The sequence below is a fragment of the Blautia sp. 210820-DFI.6.14 genome (assembly GCF_020558815.1).
GTDB classification, from domain to species: domain Bacteria; phylum Bacillota; class Clostridia; order Lachnospirales; family Lachnospiraceae; genus Blautia_A; species Blautia_A obeum.
In genome coordinates this window covers 129,143-151,104 of the sequence record NZ_JAJCKS010000002.1, presented here as the reverse complement: position 1 = coordinate 151,104, position 21,962 = coordinate 129,143, and the positions used below count along the sequence as shown (strand labels likewise).

General features: G+C 41.8%; 19 protein-coding genes. All 19 read right to left on the bottom strand.

Features of this window, described 5'->3' with window-relative positions:
• Positions 1–189: 189 nt before the first annotated feature.
• The 19 genes from LI112_RS03260 to plsX all read right to left on the bottom strand — a co-directional run bounded on the left by LI112_RS03260 (position 190) and on the right by plsX (position 21,946).
• Positions 190–1,584, bottom strand: a complete 1,395-nt coding sequence (locus LI112_RS03260; protein WP_005424458.1) for a glycine--tRNA ligase — start codon at positions 1,582–1,584, stop codon at positions 190–192.
• Between the two features lie 121 nt (positions 1,585–1,705).
• The gene (gene recO, locus LI112_RS03255; RefSeq protein ID WP_005424457.1) at positions 1,706–2,458 is read right to left on the bottom strand and encodes a DNA repair protein RecO; all 753 of its coding nucleotides are present in this window, start codon (positions 2,456–2,458) and stop codon (positions 1,706–1,708) included.
• An 18-nt stretch (positions 2,459–2,476) separates the two neighbouring features.
• Entirely contained in the window at positions 2,477–3,385 is a 909-nt protein-coding gene (gene era / locus LI112_RS03250; RefSeq protein ID WP_173903894.1) for a GTPase Era, read from the bottom strand.
• 41 nt (positions 3,386–3,426) lie between these two features.
• Entirely contained in the window at positions 3,427–6,351 is a 2,925-nt protein-coding gene (locus LI112_RS03245; protein ID WP_227190229.1) for an insulinase family protein, read from the bottom strand.
• A 51-nt stretch (positions 6,352–6,402) separates the two neighbouring features.
• Positions 6,403–6,981, bottom strand: coding sequence for a DUF6553 family protein (locus LI112_RS03240; protein ID WP_005424454.1), 579 nt, complete (start codon positions 6,979–6,981; stop codon positions 6,403–6,405).
• A 136-nt stretch (positions 6,982–7,117) separates the two neighbouring features.
• Positions 7,118–8,143, bottom strand: coding sequence for a tRNA preQ1(34) S-adenosylmethionine ribosyltransferase-isomerase QueA (gene queA, locus LI112_RS03235; RefSeq protein WP_227190228.1), 1,026 nt, complete (start codon positions 8,141–8,143; stop codon positions 7,118–7,120).
• 11 nt (positions 8,144–8,154) lie between these two features.
• Positions 8,155–8,919 (bottom strand): tRNA (guanosine(37)-N1)-methyltransferase TrmD, encoded by a 765-nt coding sequence (trmD, locus tag LI112_RS03230; RefSeq protein ID WP_005424347.1) that lies wholly within the window; start codon positions 8,917–8,919, stop codon positions 8,155–8,157.
• Positions 8,920–9,426: a ribosome maturation factor RimM gene (gene rimM / locus LI112_RS03225; RefSeq protein ID WP_005424346.1), complete on the bottom strand. Its 507-nt coding sequence runs from the start codon at positions 9,424–9,426 to the stop codon at positions 8,920–8,922. It abuts the gene before it with no gap.
• 51 nt (positions 9,427–9,477) lie between these two features.
• The gene (locus LI112_RS03220; protein ID WP_005424345.1) at positions 9,478–9,708 is read right to left on the bottom strand and encodes a KH domain-containing protein; all 231 of its coding nucleotides are present in this window, start codon (positions 9,706–9,708) and stop codon (positions 9,478–9,480) included.
• Positions 9,709–9,732: 24 nt separating this feature from the next.
• Positions 9,733–9,978 (bottom strand): 30S ribosomal protein S16, encoded by a 246-nt coding sequence (gene rpsP, locus LI112_RS03215; protein ID WP_005424344.1) that lies wholly within the window; start codon positions 9,976–9,978, stop codon positions 9,733–9,735.
• Between the two features lie 47 nt (positions 9,979–10,025).
• A complete protein-coding gene (gene ffh, locus LI112_RS03210) occupies positions 10,026–11,372 on the bottom strand; it encodes a signal recognition particle protein (RefSeq protein WP_005424343.1) in 1,347 nt (448 codons plus the stop codon).
• 3 nt (positions 11,373–11,375) lie between these two features.
• Positions 11,376–11,699, bottom strand: coding sequence for a YlxM family DNA-binding protein (gene ylxM, locus LI112_RS03205; RefSeq protein WP_005424342.1), 324 nt, complete (start codon positions 11,697–11,699; stop codon positions 11,376–11,378).
• A 75-nt stretch (positions 11,700–11,774) separates the two neighbouring features.
• Positions 11,775–12,395, bottom strand: a complete 621-nt coding sequence (locus LI112_RS03200; protein WP_022389431.1) for a metallophosphoesterase — start codon at positions 12,393–12,395, stop codon at positions 11,775–11,777.
• Positions 12,396–12,404: 9 nt separating this feature from the next.
• A complete protein-coding gene (locus tag LI112_RS03195; protein WP_022389430.1) occupies positions 12,405–14,333 on the bottom strand; it encodes a BMP family ABC transporter substrate-binding protein in 1,929 nt (642 codons plus the stop codon).
• Positions 14,334–14,382: 49 nt separating this feature from the next.
• On the bottom strand, positions 14,383–15,594 hold the full coding sequence (ilvA, locus tag LI112_RS03190; RefSeq protein ID WP_055065410.1) for a threonine ammonia-lyase: 1,212 nt from the start codon (positions 15,592–15,594) through the stop codon (positions 14,383–14,385).
• A gap of 15 nt (positions 15,595–15,609) precedes the next feature.
• On the bottom strand, positions 15,610–16,563 hold the full coding sequence (ftsY, locus tag LI112_RS03185; protein ID WP_022389428.1) for a signal recognition particle-docking protein FtsY: 954 nt from the start codon (positions 16,561–16,563) through the stop codon (positions 15,610–15,612).
• A gap of 50 nt (positions 16,564–16,613) precedes the next feature.
• Entirely contained in the window at positions 16,614–20,174 is a 3,561-nt protein-coding gene (gene smc, locus LI112_RS03180) for a chromosome segregation protein SMC (RefSeq protein WP_227190227.1), read from the bottom strand.
• Positions 20,175–20,219: 45 nt separating this feature from the next.
• A complete protein-coding gene (gene rnc, locus LI112_RS03175) occupies positions 20,220–20,891 on the bottom strand; it encodes a ribonuclease III (protein ID WP_005424335.1) in 672 nt (223 codons plus the stop codon).
• 20 nt (positions 20,892–20,911) lie between these two features.
• Entirely contained in the window at positions 20,912–21,946 is a 1,035-nt protein-coding gene (plsX, locus tag LI112_RS03170; RefSeq protein ID WP_005424334.1) for a phosphate acyltransferase PlsX, read from the bottom strand.
• Between the last annotated feature and the right edge of the window lie 16 nt (positions 21,947–21,962).

Genomic DNA, 21,962 nt, shown 5'->3' with positions numbered 1-21,962 from the left:
TATATTTCCTGTTTCTGATGCAGCATAGATTTCGGTGGATTGGCGGCGGCGGACAAAACCGCCGCCGCCAGCGTCATCCCCGGCATAGCTTCGCTGAGTCGTTTGCCATCTTAGAAATGACGATTTCCGAAGCCTGTTTGCCGGTATCATATATATCATACGGGTGAATTTATATATCTCTTTATTTACTTAGAATGTAAACTTATCAGCGAAATATGCCTCAAGTTCTTCAATCTTCACACGAACCTGTTCCATGGTGTCACGGTCACGGACAGTAACAGCTCCGTCGTTTTCGGATTCAAAATCGTATGTGATGCAGAACGGTGTACCGATCTCATCCTGTCTTCTGTAACGTTTACCGATATTTCCACGGTCATCAAATTCACAGTTATATTTCTTGCTGAGCTTCTGGAAAATCTTTTCAGCGCCCTCGTTCAGCTTCTTTGACAGAGGAAGCACACCAATCTTAACCGGAGCCAGAACCGGATGGAAATGAAGAACTGTACGAACATCATTCTTTTCTGCGTCCAGAACTTCTTCATCATATGCACTGCAAAGGAATGCAAGTACCATACGGTCAGCACCCAGTGATGGTTCAATTACATATGGGATATATTTCTGCTTTTTCTCATCATCAAAGTATGTCAGATCCTGTCCGGATACATTCTGGTGCTGAGTCAGGTCATAATCTGTTCTGTCTGCGATTCCCCACAGTTCGCCCCATCCAAATGGGAAAAGGAATTCTACATCTGTGGTTGCTTTACTGTAGAAGCTCAGTTCTTCTTTGTCATGATCACGATAACGTACTTCATCATCCTTGAGACCAAGAGAGCTCAGCCAGTCAAGACAGAATTTCTTCCAGTACGCGAACCATTCAAGGTCTGTATCCGGTTCACAGAAGAATTCAAGTTCCATCTGCTCAAATTCACGTGTACGGAAAGTGAAATTACCCGGTGTGATCTCATTACGGAAAGATTTACCAATCTGTCCAATACCAAATGGAATCTTTTTACGGGAAGTTCTCTGGACATTTTTGAAGTTTACAAAGATACCCTGTGCTGTTTCTGGTCTTAAATAAACTGTATTTTTTGCGTCTTCCGTTACACCCTGGAAAGTTTTGAACATCAGGTTAAACTGACGGATATCTGTAAAATTATGTTTGCCGCAGGACGGACACGGAACTTCATGTTCTTTGATGAAATTCATCATCTGTTCCTGAGACCATGCATCTACGCTTCCTTCGATTGCAATATCATGCTCGGCGCAAAAATCTTCGATCAGTTTGTCCGCACGAAAACGCTCATGACATTCTTTACAGTCCATCAGCGGATCAGAAAATCCACCAAGGTGGCCGGAAGCAACCCATGTCTGTGGATTCATCAAGATTGCACAGTCAACACCTACATTGTACGGAGATTCCTGAACAAATTTCTGCCACCACGCACGTTTTACGTTATTTTTCAGTTCAACACCAAGATTACCATAATCCCATGTGTTTGCCAGACCGCCGTAGATTTCGGAACCTGGATAAACAAATCCTCTGGCTTTGGCCAGGGCAACAATTTTTTCCATTGTCTTTTCCATGATAATTCTCCTCTTCGTTTTAATTCGTTACGTTTTCTCATCATTATACCGCATTTCAGAGATATTTCAACTTTTTTATTTTTGCAGACTAAATTGATAAAATTATTCTTATCCCCAAAAGCTATTTCATAACCTCCAGAATCTGGAGACTTTTGAATTTTCTATCGGTATTTCTTGCTGTATAGAGATGAATGATCTGCTCCAGTTCCAGAAGTACATCCGGATCAACACAGAAAGTATATAATTTTCCTAGGGAAGCTGTTGCTATGTATCTCATGGCATATAATGCAGAAGGGGAAATCCGTCGGGCTTCTCTTTTGCCCCTTGCACAGGATTCACAAAGGATCCCATGCAGTTCCTGAGAGAAGAAACAACTCTCTTCACCAGTAATTTCGCAGCCACATCCGGCACACTGAAATAACTGTGGACACAAGCCCTGTTCTGTCATCGTACGAAGCTCATAGATACAACGGATCAGTCGATTATCCATCCGGGAATTCAGAAGTGCCTTCACAGTTACATAGAGAAGATTCATCATCTCTTTTTCGTCCGTCCCCTCTCGCCCGAAATAATCTGCCAGTTCGAGGAAATAATAGCCGTAATAAACTCCTGGTTGCATAGTCGCAAGTTCAACAAAATGATGAGTAACCGAAACCTGATTCAAATTGTAACTTGTCCGACCTTCATACAATGTAAAATTTCCAAATACAAACGGATCAGCCGCAGCCATAAACGGACTGTTCAAACGTCGGGCACCTTTTGCAAATGCCGAAATCTTTCCCCGTTCTCTTGTAAGAAGTACAATTCTTTTGTCATATTCACCCACAGGCATAGCAGAGATCACAACTCCCTGCACTGTGATCAGATCACTCATTCATCAGCTTTCCTTTTATCAAATCTCTTTTTTATCGTAACCAAAGTTTTTGATCATAAAGTCACTGTCACGCCAGTCCTTACGTACTTTTACCCAGAGCTTCAGGTTAACTTTTGCATCCAACATCTGTTCGAGTTCATAGCGTGCATTGCTTCCAATCTTTTTGAGCATGGCACCCTGCTTACCGATAATGATTCCCTTATGAGAGTCACGCTCACAGATAATCGTAGCTTCAATATCTACAAGCTGACGTTTGCCCGGTCGTTCCTTCATAGTATCAATTGCAACGGCAATTCCATGTGGAATTTCCGCATCAAGTGCGTGAAGCGCTTTTTCACGGATGATCTCTGCGGCAATCTGTCTCTGTGGCTGATCTGTCACAGTATCTTCATCATAAAACATCGGACCATATGGCAGATATTTCAGAATACATGGAATAATATCTTCTGTATTCTGATTACGAAGTGCAGAACACGGAATGATCTCATCAAAATCATACAGCTTACGATAAGTATCGATAGCCTTCAGAATTTCATCTTTATCAATCGTATCGACTTTATTAATCACAAGAATGACCGGCAGATGCAGGCCCTTCAACTGTTCTGCAATATGGCGTTCACCTGCACCAATGAAGGTTGTTGGTTCCACAAGCCACAGAATCACATCAACATCCTTCAGTGTACGTTCTGCTACCTGTACCATATATTCGCCAAGTTTATTCTTAGCTTTATGGATGCCCGGTGTATCCAGGAAAACAATCTGACCATCTTCGCAGGTATAGACCGTCTGGATACGGTTACGGGTAGTCTGCGGTTTTTTTGATGTGATTGCAATCTTCTGACCGATCAGATGATTCATCAATGTAGATTTACCAACATTTGGACGGCCAATGATCGCAGTAAAACCTGATTTAAAATTTTCTTTCATTTACGATAACTCCTGTATATTTTTATATACTGTTTTCTTTCTCAACAGCTGATCAGAGGAAGGACTGTATCAAACAGTTCTTTTTCTTTTTCAATTGCCGGTTCACTTCCGACAACGCAGACCGCATCATTGTCAAGAATTGCCTCGATCAGTGGCGCAAGTTCCTGAATATCTGTCTCACTTGCTTTTAGAATCTCATCTCGTTCTTTCTGTGCCATTTCTTCAGTAATTCCACAGAACCACGCACTTCTGGAGATTGCTCCCTGCATCTTTGGGGTACGTGGTACATCTTTGCCACTGATCGTACCAATAATGTATTTTGTCATTTCCCTTTCATCCGCCTTAAAAGAACGTACATATTCCGGAATGCCCTTGAATACATCCAGAGTACGTCTCAGATGTGGATCACGGTAAGAAACAAAGAAACTCTCACCACTGCGTTTGAACCCGCTCATACAGCCATATGCACCGCCCTTGACACGGATATTCGTCCAGAGGTAATCGTAGCTCAGGGCAACTTTCAGAATATTCAGTGCGCCTGTATATTCATAACCTTTTTTGCGGAAATTACCTGTCTGAGCCACATACTGTACCTGTCCGGAAGTTGTAAAGCCTTCGTTTTCCTTTACACATGTCATATTCTGATGCTGTACGCTGACCGCTTCCTTATGCAGTGTCTGTTTCAGAGCTTTTACCTGCTTCTGTACATCCATAAGGGAATCCCTTTCACCTGTATAGCTGACACACAGATATTCCGGTCGGAAAATTTCCTGCATAAGATGAGAAAGTTCTTTTACAAGATCATCTTTACGTTCTTCAAATTCTTTGTCCAGTTTTTCAATAAATTGGTAATACGCAATACCTGCCATTTTGTCCTGAAATGCGGCCATTGGTGATGTATAGGAAGCTGCACGCAGTACTGCTGTTGAATGGCCCGCACTTACCAGACTGGACTGTGCTCTTGACTTCACCTGTGCAATGATCTCATGAAGACGTTTGGTGTCTTTCAGACTGGAAGTATTGATGATCTCACGGATCATTTTAAACAGAACATCTGTTTTTGGATACATGACTTTTCCTCTTACAGAAAAGAAAGCACGGAATGCATCTACAGAATCTGCATGGTCAAATACTTCTACCCCGCACATAATACCACCTGTCTGTGCATTGATCTCATTTGTCAGCTCCCCATAGGTATAATGAGCTGTATCTACATATCCAAGTACAGATTTTAAAAGACCAAGATATGGTATTTTTTCATCTGCAAGGTCTTTCAGATCAAACATCAGATCCAGATAACCGATTCCATTTGTTGGAACTTCATGATACAGGAAAAGGCTTCCATCTATATCCAGAGCTTCATTCGTAAAAGGTGTGATTTCTTTACGAATATCTTCTCTCTTCAACATAGGTATACATTTAGCCGCTTCCGGATCCTCCGGTGCTTCCTGATACTGTTCCAGATTCGCAGTCTTTTTAACAAGTTCTGTTTTTTCCTCTTCAGATAGAGAAGAAAGATATGCGTCCAGTTTATCTTCCAGTGCTTTGGCTTTTCTGGCAGTCAGGCCTCTGGATGGATTCAATGTCAGAACAGAACCGTGAGGATTATCCAGAAGATATCTCTGAATCAGATCTTCAAAATAACCCTGATTCTTTAATTCTTTTAATTTATCGAACACAGGAATCAACTGAACCTGCGCGAATGGATGTTCATCATCATAAAGCCAGTTGTCCAGAATATCCAGACCGTAGATCAGTCCCTTCGGGTAAGAAGAAAAGTCAGCTTCTCTATAGCGGAATTCCATATAATTGATTCCTGCTTCCAGTGCTTTTGGATCGATTCCGTTTTCGACCGTGTCTGTCAGTACCTTGCGGATAATGGAAACAAATTCTTCTTTTCTGCCAGGATCAGCACCTTTGGCAACAACATCAAAATACGTCTGTCGAATACCATCCTCATAGGAACCATACACATCCGATCCGATTCCGGCATCCAGAAGTGCTTTCTTAAGAGGTGCTCCCGGAGTACTTAAGAGAGCATAATCCAATATATCAAAAGCAGTACATTTTAAAGTATCCATGGCAGTTCCTGTCACAACACTGTATGCCAGATACGAATTATTTTCTTCACTCTCACTCTCTGCAACCGGATACTCCATGGCCAGATCATGCATTTTATCAAAAGGCTGCTGTTCACGGATCTCCGAATCCACATACAGACTGTCAAACGCAGAAAGATAATTCCGATCAATAAAATCAAGTTTTGCTGCCATATCCATATTTCCATACAGGTAAATATAACTGTTGGACGGATGGTAATAAGTTCTGTGGAATTCCAGGAACTCTTCATAGGACAGCTCCGGAATATTATCCGGATCACCACCGGACTCACAACCATAGGTGATATCCGGAAACAGGGAGTTCATGATATCTCTTTCCAGCACATCATCAGGAGAAGAAAATGCCCCTTTCATCTCATTGTAAACAACACCATTATAAGTCAATGGACCTTCTGGCTTCTCCAGATGGTAGCTCCATCCTTCCTGACGGAAGATTTCTTCTTTTTTGTAAATATTTGGATAAAATACAGCATCCAGATACACATGCATCAGATTCTGAAAATCCTGATCATTGCAACTTGCTACCGGATAACAGGTTTTATCCGGATAAGTCATTGCATTTAAAAATGTATTCAAAGAACCTTTTACCAGTTCTACAAATGGATCTTTTAAAGGAAAATCTCTGGATCCGCAAAGTACACTGTGTTCCAGAATGTGTGCAACACCGGTGCTGTTCTTTGGCGGAGTACGAAAAGCGATGTTGAATACTTTATTGTCATCATCGTTTTCGATTACCATTATTCTTGCTCCTGTTTTGATGTGGCGAAGCAGGTAGCCTGTTGAGCGGATATCACTCAGGTTTTCTTTTCTGACAAGTTTATATGCTTTTAAATCATCTAAATTCATTGTTGCCTCCGTTTTTGCATAGTACATATAGTATTTCCTGATATGCCATATTTATTCCGGAAGTCTTTCTCCCGGGAACTGCAGTTCATACATTTCACGGGCAGCTTTTGTCAGAAGGTCCAAATCCTCTTCAAGGCCAATCTCCTGTGGAAGCAATATGGCAGTTTCATAAATGTCTCTCTGCAGTTTTGCTTTTGCACTGTCTTTTTTTATCGTGATAAGTCCGCAAAGTACACTGTTATAGTTTTTGTCTTTTTCACAAAGATCCATATAAAATCTGACAAGATGCTGGCACTCTCTGTGAAGAAGTTCTTCATGAAGAGCACTTTTTGCACGGATTTCCCGGAATTTTACATCATCCAGTTCTTTGCGTATTTCCTTCTGTGCTCTTCCGGAGCCAAATACTTTGTGACCTGCATTTCGATTAAATTCCAATGCCATCCAGAATTTCAGATAACCGTCGGCAATGCCCCCTTCGTTTGTCGTTCCTTTGTAACGTGCTTCCCAGATTTCTTTACGGATCTTATTTGCTTCCTGATCTTCTCCGGATGCAATTGCCTGCTCCAGCAGTTCCTTACGTTTTTCCGGTTCTGTCTCTCTATAATACTGGGCAATGATTGGTGTATCCATATATCCTTCTCCTTTTGGTATATTATCTTTTGAAAACAAAAATAAATAAAAAACCCTTTTTCTCTTCAATATGCCTATTATAGCAAATCAAAAAGAAAAAGGGTAGTCCTGTTTTATATTCATCAAAGCGGACACATCAGAGAATCAGCATGGCATCCCCAAACGAAAAGAAACGATACCGTTCCTTTACTGCCTCCTCATAAGCTGCCATGATATGTTCTTTTCCTGCCAGTGCAGATACCAGCATAAGAAGCGTAGATTCCGGAAGATGAAAATTCGTGATCAGTCCATCAATCATTTTGAAATGATATCCCGGATAAATAAAAATTTCTGTCCAGCCACTTCCTGCCTGAAGGATTCCATTCTCATCAGTAGCTGATTCCAGTGTACGACAGCTCGTGGTTCCAACAGAAATCACTCTTCCGCCGTTTTTCTTTGTATCATTGATCAGTTTTGCCTGATCTTCTTCTACCATGTAAAATTCAGAATGCATATGATGCTGTTCGACATCATCCACCTTTACCGGCCGGAAGGTTCCCAGACCAACATGAAGCGTAACATGGGCAATTTTAACTCCCATATCTTCCACTTGTTTCAGAAGTTCTCGGGTAAAGTGCAGACCGGCTGTAGGAGCCGCAGCTGAACCGTCATTTTTGGCATAAACAGTCTGATAACGGTTCTTATCTTTTAATTTATGGGTAATGTACGGAGGAAGCGGCATTTCCCCAAGCTGATCGAGAATTTCTTCAAAAATACCATCGTAATGAAACTGGATCAGTCGATTGCCTTCATCAACAACATCGATGATCTCTCCTTTTAAAATTCCGTCTCCAAACGTAATCTTTGCTCCCGGACATGCTTTCTTGCCAGGTTTTACAAGACACTCCCATATATCATTTTCTCTTCGTTTCAGAAGAAGTATCTCGATCACAGCACCCGTTTCTTCCTTATGGCCATATAAACGAGCCGGTATAACTTTTGTATCGTTGATGACCAGGCAATCTCCTTTATGAAGATAGTCCAGAATATCTGTAAAATGTCTGTGTTCAAAAGATCCATCTTGCATGGAAAGGTGCAGAAGTCTGGAGGAACTTCTGTCTTCCAACGGATCCTGAGCAATCAGTTCTTTCGGCAGATCATAGTAAAAATCTGATGTTTTCATAAACTGCTCCTTTATTTATCAGAGGCCTCAGTTTCTGCGGCCTTCCATTCTTTCTTCCACTGTCGGACCTGACTCCATTCTTTGTTTGTCAGATCTGCTTTTTTCAAAAGATCCGGGCGACGCTTTGCTGTACGCAAAATGGACTGTTCCCGTCTCCATGCTTCAATATTTGCGTGATGTCCGGAGAGAAGAACTGGTGGAACTTTCTGTCCATGCCATTCTTCCGGGCGGCTGTACTGAGGATATTCCAGAAGATTTTCGGCAAAAGATTCAGTTTCTCCGGATTCCTGATTACTTAAAACTCCTGGAACCATTCGCGAAATAGAATCCATCATTACCATGGCCGGGAGTTCTCCTCCGGTAAGTACATAATCTCCGATAGATACATAATCGGTAACAATTTCATCAAGAACACGCTCATCAATTCCTTCATAGTGGCCACAAAGAAAAACAAGATCTTTCTCCTTTGCCAGTTCCTTTGCCATGGTCTGATGAAATACTTCTCCCTGTGGAGTAAGATAAACAACCCGCGGTCGATATCCCAGCTTTTTCTGAACCGATTCATATGCAAGATAGACAGGTTCTGCCTGCATCAGCATTCCCGCTCCCCCGCCGTATGGATAATCATCTACCTTCTGATGTTTGTTAAATGCATAATCACGAATATTGATCGCATCAATAGAAAGGTAGCCTCCTGCTATGGCACGCCCGATGATGCTAGTATGCATTCCCTGTTCGATCATTTCCGGAAAAAGTGTCAAAACATGAAAATTCATTTATAAAAGCCCCTTCATTAAATGTACAGTCATTGTGTTTGTTTCAATATCCACATCAAGAATACATTCTTTGATTGCAGGAAGCAATACCTCTCCATGTTCAACGGAATCTACAATATAAACATCATTTGCTCCGGTTTCCATGACATTTTTTAATGTTCCAAATTCTGATCCGTCTTCCAGAAGCACTTTCATTCCAAGAAGATCTGCTATATAATATTCATCTTCATCCAGTTCCTGTGCTTCCTCACGTGGAATCCACAGATCGCGGCCCTTATATTTTTCAATATCATTTATATTATCAATTCCATCAAATTTCAAGATAACAAGATTTTTGAAAAAACGGACATTTTTTATGTCCAGTCTTCGAAGTTCTTTTCCAGTATCCAGCAATACATACTCCAGATCAAGGAATCGCTCCGGTTCATCTGTGGTAGGGTAAACTTTGACTTCGCCACGTACACCGTGTGTCGTGGTGATCACGCCAACTTTTAATAAATCTTCCATAAAAAACTCCCTTTAAAAAAGGAGCTATGTCTCCACAGCTCCGTTTCGTTATTATTGCAGAATATCTACAATCACCTTTTTGCTGCTCTTTGAAGAAGCCGCTTTAACTACAGTACGGATTGCTTTTGCAATTCGTCCCTGTCTTCCAATGACCTTACCCATATCGGAAGGCCCTACTTTCAGTTCGATGATAACTGCATCTTCTTTTTCGTTTTCGGTGACAACCACCTCATCCGGATGTTCAACAAGAGATTTTGCAATTACTTCAACTAATTCTTTCATCACATACCTCCCGCAAAGGATTTATTATTTTTCGATTCCAGCCTCTTTGAAGATTCTTGCAACAACATCTGTTGGCTGAGCACCTGCAGCAAGCCATTTTTTAGCTTCTTCTTCGTTTACTTTGTATGCGCTTGGCTCGATGTTCGGATCATATGTTCCGATCTCAGCGATGCATTTTCCATCACGTTTGCTGCGGGAATCTGCAACTACGATTCTATAAAAAGGTGCTTTCTTCTGTCCCATTCTTCTTAATCTGATTTTAACTGCCATTTCTGTTTTCCTCCATTATACTATCTTTTATTTATATTGTTTTTTATTTAAAAAGGAAGCTTGAAGCCGCCTCTTTTTCCCATTTTACCGCCCATCATTCCAGGCATCTGTTTCATTAATTTCTTGCTCTGTTCAAACTGTTTGACCAGACGATTGACTTCTGCGATATCCACGCCGGCACCTTTGGCGATACGATTCTTGCGGGAAATATTCAGGATTCCCGGATTGCTTCGCTCCTTCTGTGTCATAGAAAGGATAATCGCCTTTGTTCTGTCAAGAGCCTTTTCATCAATCATGTCTTCCAGATCTTTCGCTTTTGCGCCAACACCTGGAAGCATATTCAGGATACTTCCGATTCCACCCATTTTATTCATCTGTTCCATACTGGTCAGATAATCATTGAAATCGAAATCCATTTTTTTGAGTTTTTTCTGCATCTCTGCTGCCTGATCCTGGTCAAGAGCTGCCTCAGCCTTCTCAATAAGACTCATTACATCTCCCATTCCAAGAATTCTGGAAGCCATGCGTTCCGGATAAAACTGTTCGAGATCTGAAAGTTTCTCACCCATTCCCACAAAAAGAATTGGTTTTCCGGTAACTGCTTTAATGGAAAGTGCAGCACCACCTCGGGTATCACCATCCATTTTGGTAAGGATGACACCATCAATGCCTACTTTTTCGGCAAAAGTCTTTGCAACATTTACTGCATCCTGACCTGTCATTGCGTCAACTGTCAAAATCGTACAGTCAACATTCACATTGGCTTTGATATCCGCAAGTTCCTGCATCATATCTTCGTCCACATGAAGGCGGCCAGCCGTATCAATAAGAACAACGTTCTGTTGGTTTGCTTTTGCATGTTCGATCGCAGCTTTGGCGATATCTACAGGATTCTGTTTATCTCCCATGGAGAAAACTTCTACTCCCTGTTTCTCACCGTTTACCTGCAGCTGTGTGATCGCAGCCGGACGATATACGTCACAGGCAACGAGAAGTGGTCTTTTTCCTTTGGATTTCAGCTTACCTGCAAGTTTCGCAACTGTGGTCGTCTTACCTGCACCCTGAAGTCCAGCCATCATCAGGACTGTGATATCATTGCCTGGTTTCAAAGGAAGATCGGTTGTTTCACTTCCCATCAGATTAACCAGCTCTTCATTTACGATCTTGATTACCATCTGTCCTGGATTCAGACCATTCATGACATCCTGTCCTACTGCACGTTCCTGCACAGACTTGGTAAACTGTTTAACAACCCGGAAGTTAACATCTGCTTCAAGAAGAGCCATCTTGACCTCTTTCAGAGCAATCTTAACATCCTCTTCTGTCAGGCGTCCTTTGCCTCTCAGCTTTTTGAACACATTCTGTAATTTATCAGTCAAGCTTTCAAATGCCATGCGTTATAACTCCTCTAATATCTTATTGGAAATCTCTGTAATCTCACCGGCATTATATCCTACTGCAAGTTCCTTGATCTTCTGAACCTGTTTGCGGATACAGAGAAATTTCTCAACCAGATGAAGTCTGGATTCATATTCTTCCAGTGTATGATTACAGCGTTTGATCATGTCATGTACGCCCTGACGGCTGATTCCCAGATCTTCTGCTACCTCACTCAGGGAATAATCTTCCAGAACAACGCTTTCATAAACCTGCTGCTGTCTCTCTGTAAGCAGTTCCCCATAAAAATCATATAACAATGTCTGTTCGACAAACTTTTCCATTTGTAACCACCTTGGCTATCATACATGATTTATATCATTGTGTCAAGTGTTTTTTCTTGACAGATATATTTTTATTTATTGTCCGTCTTTTTCCGGATCTTCTGTTTCAAATTCAAAGACACATCGATCAAAAGCATTGATCACATATGTATCCATATATTTATCGTATCGTTTGTGTTGTCTTCCATACGACATATGAACATGACCATGCAGAAAAAATTTAGGATGATATTTCTCAATCAGCTGCAGAAAAATTTTAAATCCCTGGTGCGGAAGATCCCGAGCATCATTTAACTGATATGCCGGGGCATGCGTGACAAGTATATCAAAGCCTCTTCTCCACACAAGTTTTGGAAAAAGTTTAAAGACTCTTCGTCTCATTTCCCACTCTGTATATTGATGTTCTCCCGGTTTATATCGCATGGAACCACCAAGTCCCAAGATGCGCACTCCTTCATGCACATATATTTTATCGTCAATGCAGATGCAGCCTTCCGGTGGAATCCTTTCATATTTATCGTCATGGTTTCCATGGACATATAAAACAGGCGCTGATGTAAATGTCGCCAGAAAAGAAAGATAGCGGGGATCAAGATCCCCACATGATATGATAAGATCGATCCCCTCCAGTTTACTTTTCTCGAAATAATCCCACAGATATTTTGATTCCACATCTGCTATGGCAAGTATTTTCATAAAACTGTATTATCCCTTCTGACTTTCCACACCGGACTGTAAAGTAACCGGTTTTGCCTGTTCTTTAAGCTCACGTGATTTCGGAATTGTTCCGATCACATTATCTGCAAGCCAGTCCATTGTAATAATTTCTTCCGGAGAAAGAATTTTATCCGGATCCGACTGAATCATTCCATTCTGTGAATAAAGGATTCCTGAAAATGGATGATATTCCCCGGTTGCAATCGCACGTTTGAGCATTGTCAGCAGCTTCTGTGTGCCAATCGGAAGATTCTGCGAATAGATAACATCGATCACTTCCGCTGACAGTCCCCACCAATAATTGATGGCCTTTGTTTCATCTTTGTTATCATCATATTTCCATGTTCCATCCATGATCGTCCTGATCAACTGTTCATAAAATTTTCCCCAGTGCCACAATGGCATAGCAAGATTACGAGGTCCTTCTTTTTCTATGTGATACAGTCCAAAATAGCGCGATGCATCTTCCGGAATCACCATATCCTGTCCGGATACAACCGTAACACCTTTTTTGATAACATTGTCCATAGCGATTCCAAGATCGACATCTTTCAGCGTAGACCATTCCAGATATATCTGTGCTCTCGGATTAACCATTTTGGCACCTAAAGCAAATGCATTGATATTGGCAATCGTTCCAAAAATCGGGTAGTCAGCAATATATGCAAGCTGACCGTTTTCTGCCATAGCTCCGGCAATGGCCCCCATAAGAAATTTGGCTTCATACATCCGGGCATAATAAGTACGAATATATCTGTGAGATGTATTCAAGGAACAGTTAAGAATCTTTACCTCCGGATGTGCAATAGCAGCCTGTACACTTGCCTGCACAAATTCCGGTGTTGTTGTAAAGATAATATTGCATCCTTTTTGAATCGCATCGGCAATTGCTTTTTCCGCAAGATCTCGCGTAAGGTTTTCATAGCATTCTGTAGTAACTTCTTCAGGGAACGTCTGTTCCAGGTGAAGACGACCAAGCTCATGCGCATACGTCCAGGCAGAAGTAGCCGGTGTCTTTGCGTACAGAAAAGCAATCTTTAGTTTTGGTGTACTTACCGGAAGCAGACGGTCCAGGAGAGATTTTTTTTCACTCGTAGGATTCATCTTCAGTTCAATTTCCTGATCATGTTCCAGAAGTTTAAATTCTTCCCAGCTTTTACCAACCAGTTCCTTTAATTCATTAACTGTTTTCTGGCAGATATCTTTATAATCATAAATCATAAGAAATGCAAGGAATGCATCCCCTGTTGTTATGGAAAGTTTCTTTCCGCCTAAGGATTCATATTCTGCTGCAAACCTTGAATAAACAGAACTGAAAGTCAGTTTATCATCATCTGACCAGATATCCTTTGCCCCTTTTCCTACTGCTTTCTGAAGTCTGACAAAGCTTCCAAGACGTGAAAACCAGATATAGTTGATCTGACTCAGAGCGTAAAAATCCACATATTCATAATAGATTTTATTTTCTTTCTGTTCCGTACGCTGTGGCAGAATTCTGGTCACATATCCCGGAACCGAAACCGCATCAAAATACTTCAGTACACTGACACGCTTATTTCCCTCTTCTACATAGAATTTGTTCATATATTCATATGCTTTGATCGGATCGCGGATACCTTCATTAATATGACTCTGACTTAAAGTTGCCCACTTATATGCAAATTCTGTGTTTTCTCTGAGAATAGGCATAAAGTTCCCGGCGAATGCATTGCTTCTTCCACCGCTTTTGGTTCCGACGATCTGGTCGATCGGTATCTGTACAAGTCCGAGCGGGACCTCCGAATAGGACCCCTTTGGGGGCAGTATCTCATCCAGAACCTGAAGTGTAGGCAGTTGCCCTTTCATCATTCTGGCCTGATAATCTCTCTTACCAGCTTTGCAGGCTTTTATATATTCTTCCATTATATATGGTGCCATGGTCCTCTTCCTCACTTTCTGTCTGAAGCAGAAAATAACGGTTTAAAAGTTACAGATTCGCACGAATGATCTTTGGTTTACATCCAGCCTCTTCCAGTGCCTTTACAATTTTCTTTTTATGATCTGTACCATATGCTTCCAGTGTAACTTTAAGCTCTACTGCAGCATAACGATTAGTACTTATAAACTGATTATGATCCAGCTTGATAACATTTCCCTGATTCTCGGCAATGATAGAAGCTACACGAACAAGTTCACCCGGTTTGTCCGGAATCAGCACAGATACCGTGAAAATACGATCTCTCTGAATCAGTCCATGCTGTACCACAGAAGACATTGTGATCACGTCCATATTACCACCACTTAAGATAGAAACCACTTTCTTACCGGTGAAATTCAAATGACGAAGTGCTGCTACTGTCAGAAGGCCTGAATTTTCAACGATCATTTTGTGATTTTCTACCATATCAAGAAAAGCAACGATCAGTTCATCATCGTCGATGGTAATCACATCGTCCAGGTTTTCCTGCAGATATGGAAAGATATGTTCACCAGGAGTCTGTACAGCAGTACCGTCGGCGATTGTATTTACATGTGGCAGAGTAACTACTTCACCTTTTTCAAGAGATGCCTTCATACATGCCGCACCGGACGGCTCTACACCAATGACTTTAATATGCGGATTCAGAAGTTTTGCAAGTGTGGATACACCTGTTGCAAGTCCGCCTCCTCCGATTGGAACAAGAATATAATCTACAAGAGGAAGCTCCTGTACGATTTCCATAGCAATCGTACCCTGGCCGGTTGCTACTGCCGGATCATCAAACGGATGGATAAATGTATACCCTTCTTTCTCAGCAAGTTCCAGTGCATAAGCACATGCCTCATCATATACATCTCCTTTCAGAATTACGTCTGCACCGTAACTCTTGGTACGTTCTACTTTGATCAGAGGTGTTGTTGTCGGCATAACGATCACTGCTTTTGCACCAAATTTATGCGCAGCATAAGCAACACCCTGTGCATGATTTCCAGCAGATGCTGCGATCAGACCTTTTGCACGCTCTTCTTCTGTAAGCGTGCTGATCTTATAGTATGCACCGCGAACCTTATAGGCTCCTGTACGCTGCATGTTTTCTGGCTTCAGATATACTTTGTTTCCCGTGAGATCTGAAAAATAACTGCTTTTGATCAGTTTTGTCTCCTGAGTTACCTGTTTTACGATTTCTGCTGCCTGTTCAAAGCTCTCTAATGTAAGCATACTGTATCCTCCTGTTTATTCTTCTGTGTGTAAGTCTTTTTCGTCAATGTCAAACAGTGCGTTAACAAAAGCATCGGCATCAAATTTCTGCAGATCGTCGATTGTTTCACCAACACCGATATATTTTACCGGAATATCCAGTTCCGACTGAATCGCAACAGCGATTCCACCTTTTGCAGTTCCATCCAGTTTTGTAAGAATGATGCCATTTACATTTGCGACTTCTGCAAATTGTTTGGCCTGTGCCAGGGCATTCTGTCCTGTAGTACCATCCAGAACGACCAGTGTTTCCAGATATGCTTCCGGATATTCTCTTTCCAGGATACGGTAGATCTTACGAAGTTCTTCCATAAGATTTTTTTTGTTATGCAATCGTCCAGCTGTATCACAGATCAGCACATCTGCATTTCTTGCCTTGGCCGCTGCAACTGCATCGTATACGATGGATGCCGGATCAGCGCCTTCCTGACCACCGATCAGATCCACACCTGCACGATTTGCCCACTGTGCAAGCTGTTCTCCCGCTGCTGCACGAAAAGTATCTGCTGCAGCAAGAATAACCTTCTTACCCTGATCCTTTAATTTTCCAGCAAGTTTTCCGACAGAAGTCGTCTTCCCTACACCATTTACTCCGATTACAAGAATTACAGATTTACGGTTCTCAAATTCATATTCTGTACTGTCTACACGCATCTGTTCCTTAATACTGTTGATCAGAAGCTGTTTGCATTCCATAGGATTTTTGATATGTTTCTCTGCCACCTGTTCTTTCAGATGTTCTATGATTGCAGAAGTCGCATTAATACCTATATCACCCATGATCAGAATTTCTTCCAGTTCTTCATAAAAATCTTCATCAATACTGGAGTAGCCACTGAAAATAGAATCAAAGCCAGCCACGATATTATCACGTGTTTTGGTCAAACCACTGACCAGACGTTTAAAAAAGCCTTTTTTTTCTTCTGACATACTATGTCCTCCTCGATAGTTACATTGCTGTTCACTCTGTTACCAGCAACTTATTTGCTCAGCTGGTTTTCTACCAGATCAACAGATACAAGAGTTGAAACACCCTTTTCCTGCATGGTGATACCATATAAGCGATCCGCAGCATTCATAGTGCCACGTCTATGCGTTATTATAATAAACTGTGTATTTTTCGTCAACTTCTGTAAATACGATGCAAAACGTCCAACATTTGAATCATCGAGTGCAGCCTCTATCTCATCCAGAAGACAGAATGGAGATGGTTTCAGGTTCTGGATTGCAAAAAGAAGAGCGATCGCAGTCAAAGCTTTTTCTCCACCAGAAAGCTGCATCATATTTTGGAGTTTTTTGCCAGGCGGTTGAGAAATGATTCGTATTCCGGCCTCAAGGATATCTTCATCTTCTGCAAGTTCAAGAGTTCCCTTTCCTCCGCCGAACAGTTCCTTAAATGCCTTATCAAATTCTCTCTGGATATCACGGAATTTCTCGGTAAACTGTTTTCGCATTCCTTCATCCAATTCCAGAATAATTCCTTCCAGCGTTTCCTCAGCCTTAACGATATCATCGTATTGACCGGACAGGAATGTATGACGTTCCAGAAGCTCTTTATAATCTTCAATCGCATTTACATTAACAGAACCAAGTTTACGGATCTCATCCTTTATGCGTGTAACATCCGCTTTGATTGCCTGTCGGTCGGTAAGTTCTTCTTTTCGATACTGAAGTGCATTGTTTGGCGTGATCTCATATTCTTCCCACATATAGGAAATCTGACCTTCCCTCTGCTCCTCAATTTTTTCTGTCTGACTTCTCAGACGGAAGCATTCTTTATCCAGAAGAGAAGTCTTTTCTGAAAGATGATCTCTTTTTTCAAAAAATGTTTTGTGGCTGGCACTTCGTTTTTCTTTTTCTTCCTGCCACTGTGCTCTCTGGCTGCCATACTGTTCTTCTTTTAAAAGGCATTCCTGTGCCGCATTTTTCAGCTCCTGGATACCTTCTTCTTTTTTATGTATCTCTTCACGACTCTGTACAAGATTTTCTGTAATTTCCTGTGATTCCTTCTGAAATGCAGCAATCTCAGAATTCAGACGACTCAGGTTTTCCTGCAGGAATTGATTCTGCTGTTCAAGAGAAGATTCTTCCAGCCGGATTTTTTCCAGTTCATGTGTCTTCTCTGTTTCTTCTGCCTTCCATTCCTCCAGTTCTTTCTGTTTGGTCTCAATAAAGGTTTCCAGTTCCTTTTCGTCCTTCTGCGAATCCTCCAGTTCTCTGGCAATGCTGCTATGATCCTGTCTGATCTCACCTGCCTGATGGCGGAGTTCTTCCTGTTCACGATCAATCTGCCGATAGCTGTTCTGAATTTCGCCTTCTTTTTCTTTGAGCTGTTCAAGATTCATCTTTGCAGTATTCTGTTCAACATACTGTTGACGGAGTTTCTGCTGAAAATCGGCGATCGTATCGCGGAGCACATTTCGCCTGCTACGGTTTTCACCTATTGATTTCTGCGTTTCTTCCAGTTCTTTCCTGAGAATTCCTACACTTCTTTCCAGTTCTTCAATTTCACGGCGTCTTCCGAGAAGATTGCTGTTATTTTTAAACGCACCACCGGTCATAGAACCACCGGGACTTAAAGACTCTCCTTCAATCGTAACCATACGCAGACTGTGACGATATTTTTTTCCGATTGCAATTGCATGATCAATATTATCTACAACAAGGACACGGCCCAGAAGATACATGACCAGTTCACTGTATTCTTTATCTGCATTTACAAGAGTATTGGCAGTACCCACAACTCCCGGTTCACTCAACACATCCCTCTGATTCAGTCCACCTCTTCCGCTGATATTAGACAAAGGAAGAAATGTAGCACGGCCAAAGCGGTTTTTCTTCAGAAAACCAATCATACGTTTAGCTGTCTGTTCATTATCTGTGACGATATTCTGAATACTTCCGCCCAGTGCAGTTTCAATCGCAACCTCATAGTCTTTCTGCACATGAATGATATCAGCCACAACACCTTTAATACCGGGTTCACGGTTTTTCTGTTCCATTACACGACGGATACTGTTTCCATATCCATCATAACGTTCTGTAATGTTTTTAAGAGATTCCAGGCGGGAAGCCTCACGATGGTATGCTGTCTGACCGATTTCCATCTGAGAATTCTGTTTTTTCAATTCATCCTGTAACTTCTGCACCTCTCCGTCCAGACGTACACATTCTTCATTTGTCGAATGGATCACAGCCGTTACTGCATCATATTGTTTCTGTGCATTAAGACGTTCTTTCTCCAGAACCTCTTCTTCGCTTTTCAGGCGAAGAATTCGCTGACTGATCTCTGCTTTACGGATATTCAGCTGCTCCAGCATCGCATCAAAACGTTGTACTTTTCCTTTGGTCGTTGCACGGCTGTTCAAGATCTCAATGATCTCGTTTTTGCCGTCTTCTACAGCCTGTGTACATTCTTCTACGTTTGAAACGATGTTTTCCAGAGCCTCTGTTTCCTTTGAAAGACTGGCCCCAATTTCTTTCAGTCTGCTCTGCAGTTCCAGTTTGTCTTCTGCCAGTTTTTCTTTTTCCTGCGTTCTCCGGTCCAGATCTTCCCCTAAAGCTGTCAGACGGTTCTGATAATGCTCACTGTTCTGTTTTCCCGAAGAGATCTGTTCTTCAAGAATCTGCACCTGGCCTTCATACTGCTGTTTCAGAAGCGCATTCTGCTGCTGCTCTTCTTTCAACGTATCGAGCCTGTGATTTAAATCTTCCAGTTCCTGTTCCAGACGGTCATACTCTATTTTGGTCTGATCATATGCTGCCTGAGCTTCATTTAGTTCTCTCTGCGCCTGTTCAAGTTTTTCTTCCAGTTCTTTCAGAAGTTCACCGGTTCTCTGATGATCAAGAAGAAACAGATTCACATCAAGTTCTTTCAATTCCTCTCTTTTGGCCAGATATATACGCGCTGTTTCAGACTGTTTTTCCAATGGTCCAAGCTGTTTGGTCAGCTCGCTTAAAATATCCGTTACACGGACCAGATTCTGCCGCTCTTCATCCAGCTTTTTCAGAGTGGTAGCTTTTCTTCGTTTAAATTTGACGATTCCTGCCGCCTCATCGAAAAGTTCTCGCCGTTCTTCAGGTTTACCACTTAAGATTTTATCAATCTGCCCCTGTCCAATGATGGAATACCCTTCTTTACCGATACCGGTATCATAAAACATTTCCTGAATGTCTTTCAGACGGCATCCACTGCCATTGATCAGATATTCACTTTCTCCCGAACGATACAGCCTCCTCGTTACAGTAACTTCATTGTAATCTACCGGAAGTTTATGATCACTGTTATCCAGCGTAATAGATACAGAAGCAAAACTTAATGGCTTTCGATTCTCTGTTCCTGAAAAAATAACGTCCTGCATGTTACCGCCTCGAAGCTGTTTGGCGCTCTGTTCACCAAGTACCCAGCGGACAGCATCTCCAACATTACTTTTTCCACTTCCATTTGGTCCGACAATACCGGTAATTCCGTTATGAAATTCAAAGTTGATTTTCTGTGCAAAGGATTTGAAGCCATATACTTCAATATTCTTTAAATACATAGTTCACCTGCCAGTTTTTCTTTTCCTCATGTATCACGCATAAAATCAGAATTTCTTTTCCTGAATTGCCTGATATGCTGCTGCCTGTTCGGCAGCTTTCTTTGTATGACCGGTTCCATTTCCGACAACCTGTCCATTCACCTGAACACTTACCGTAAATTGCTTGTCATGATCCGGTCCGCTCTCTCCGGTCAGAATATATTCTACCGGCTGAATTCCTTTTTCCTGGACTATTTCCTGCAGAATTGTCTTGCTGTCATAAAAAAGCTGTTTATGTTCAATATCGTTTAAGATAAATTTCAGGACAAAATCCTTTGCAGGTTCAAAACCACCATCCAGATAAATGGCTCCAAGAAGAGCTTCTGTTGCATCTGAAACGATAGAATCCCTATTACGTCCACCCGTCATATTCTCGCCTTTGCCAAGGAGAAGATACTGTGGAAGTCCAAACTGCCGCGCGCAGTACGCAAGGCTAGGTTCACAGACCAGGCTTGCACGTTTTTTGGTCAGTTCCCCCTCCGGAACCTGTGTGAATTTTGCATAAAGGAAATCACTGCTGATCAGTTCAAGAACTGCATCGCCAAGGAACTCCAGACGTTCATTACAGCCCAGTTTTCCCAACTTTTTTTCATTTGCATATGAACTGTGTGTCAATGCCTGTTTCAGAAGTTTTTTATTTTGAAATGTATATCCTATGATCTGTTCCAATTGTTCCATTTTATCTGCCTTCTTTTCTGTTATTCCTTATCTGGGGCCGGAAATTGCGCCGGCTGGATTTTTTCCGCAATTTTTTCGTTGATCCTCTGTTGTTTGAACTGTACGCACTGGAAAATTGCATGCTTAATTTCGATAGCTTTGGCACTTCCATGCGTTTTGACAACAAGGCCTTTTAATCCAAGGAGCGGAGCTCCACCATATTCTGTTGCATCAAAACTTTTGAGTGTCTGTTTCAGCGCCGGTTTGACAAGAAGTGCTCCTATCTTACTTTTTAAAGTACTCATCATTCCGTCTTTGATTTTGTGAATCAGTTCAGAACTGACTCCCTCATAAAGTTTGAGAATAACATTTCCGACAAAAGCTTCGCATACGATAACATCCGCATAACCTGCCGGAATATCTCGTGCCTCAATGCTTCCAATAAAATTGATCCCTTCTGCTTCTTTGAGAAGCGGAAAAGTTTCCTTAACCAGAGCATTTCCCTTTTCTTCCTCTGCACCGTTATTTACAATCGCAACACGCGGATTTTTGATGCCGACTACATGTTCCATATAAATAGATCCCATTTTTGCAAACTGTACCAGATGAGATGGTCTGGCGTCAACATTTGCGCCACAGTCAATCAGAAGAGAAACTCCTTTAGCTGTGGGAATCAACGGAGCCAGAGGCGGACGTTCCACACCTTTGCTTCTGCCAACAAGAACCTGACCGCCGACAAGAACCGCACCCGTGCTTCCGGAAGAAACAAATGCATCGGCCTTCTGTTCTTTTACCATTTTAAGTCCTACAACGATTGAAGAATCTTTTTTCTTTCGAATTGCAAAAACAGGAGGTTCTGCAGTCTCAATTACTTCTGTTGCATTTACCACCTGGATTCTGTCTGTCGGATAATCCTGATATTTCTTAAGCTCTGAATGAATCACTTCTTCCTGACCGGTAAGAATGACCAGGATATCTTTTCTTTCTTTTACTGCTTCTACAGCTGCTTTTACAGGTTCCACCGGTGCGAGATCACCACCCATGGCATCTACAACAACTTTTACCAATTCTGCCATATTAATCCTCCTGTAT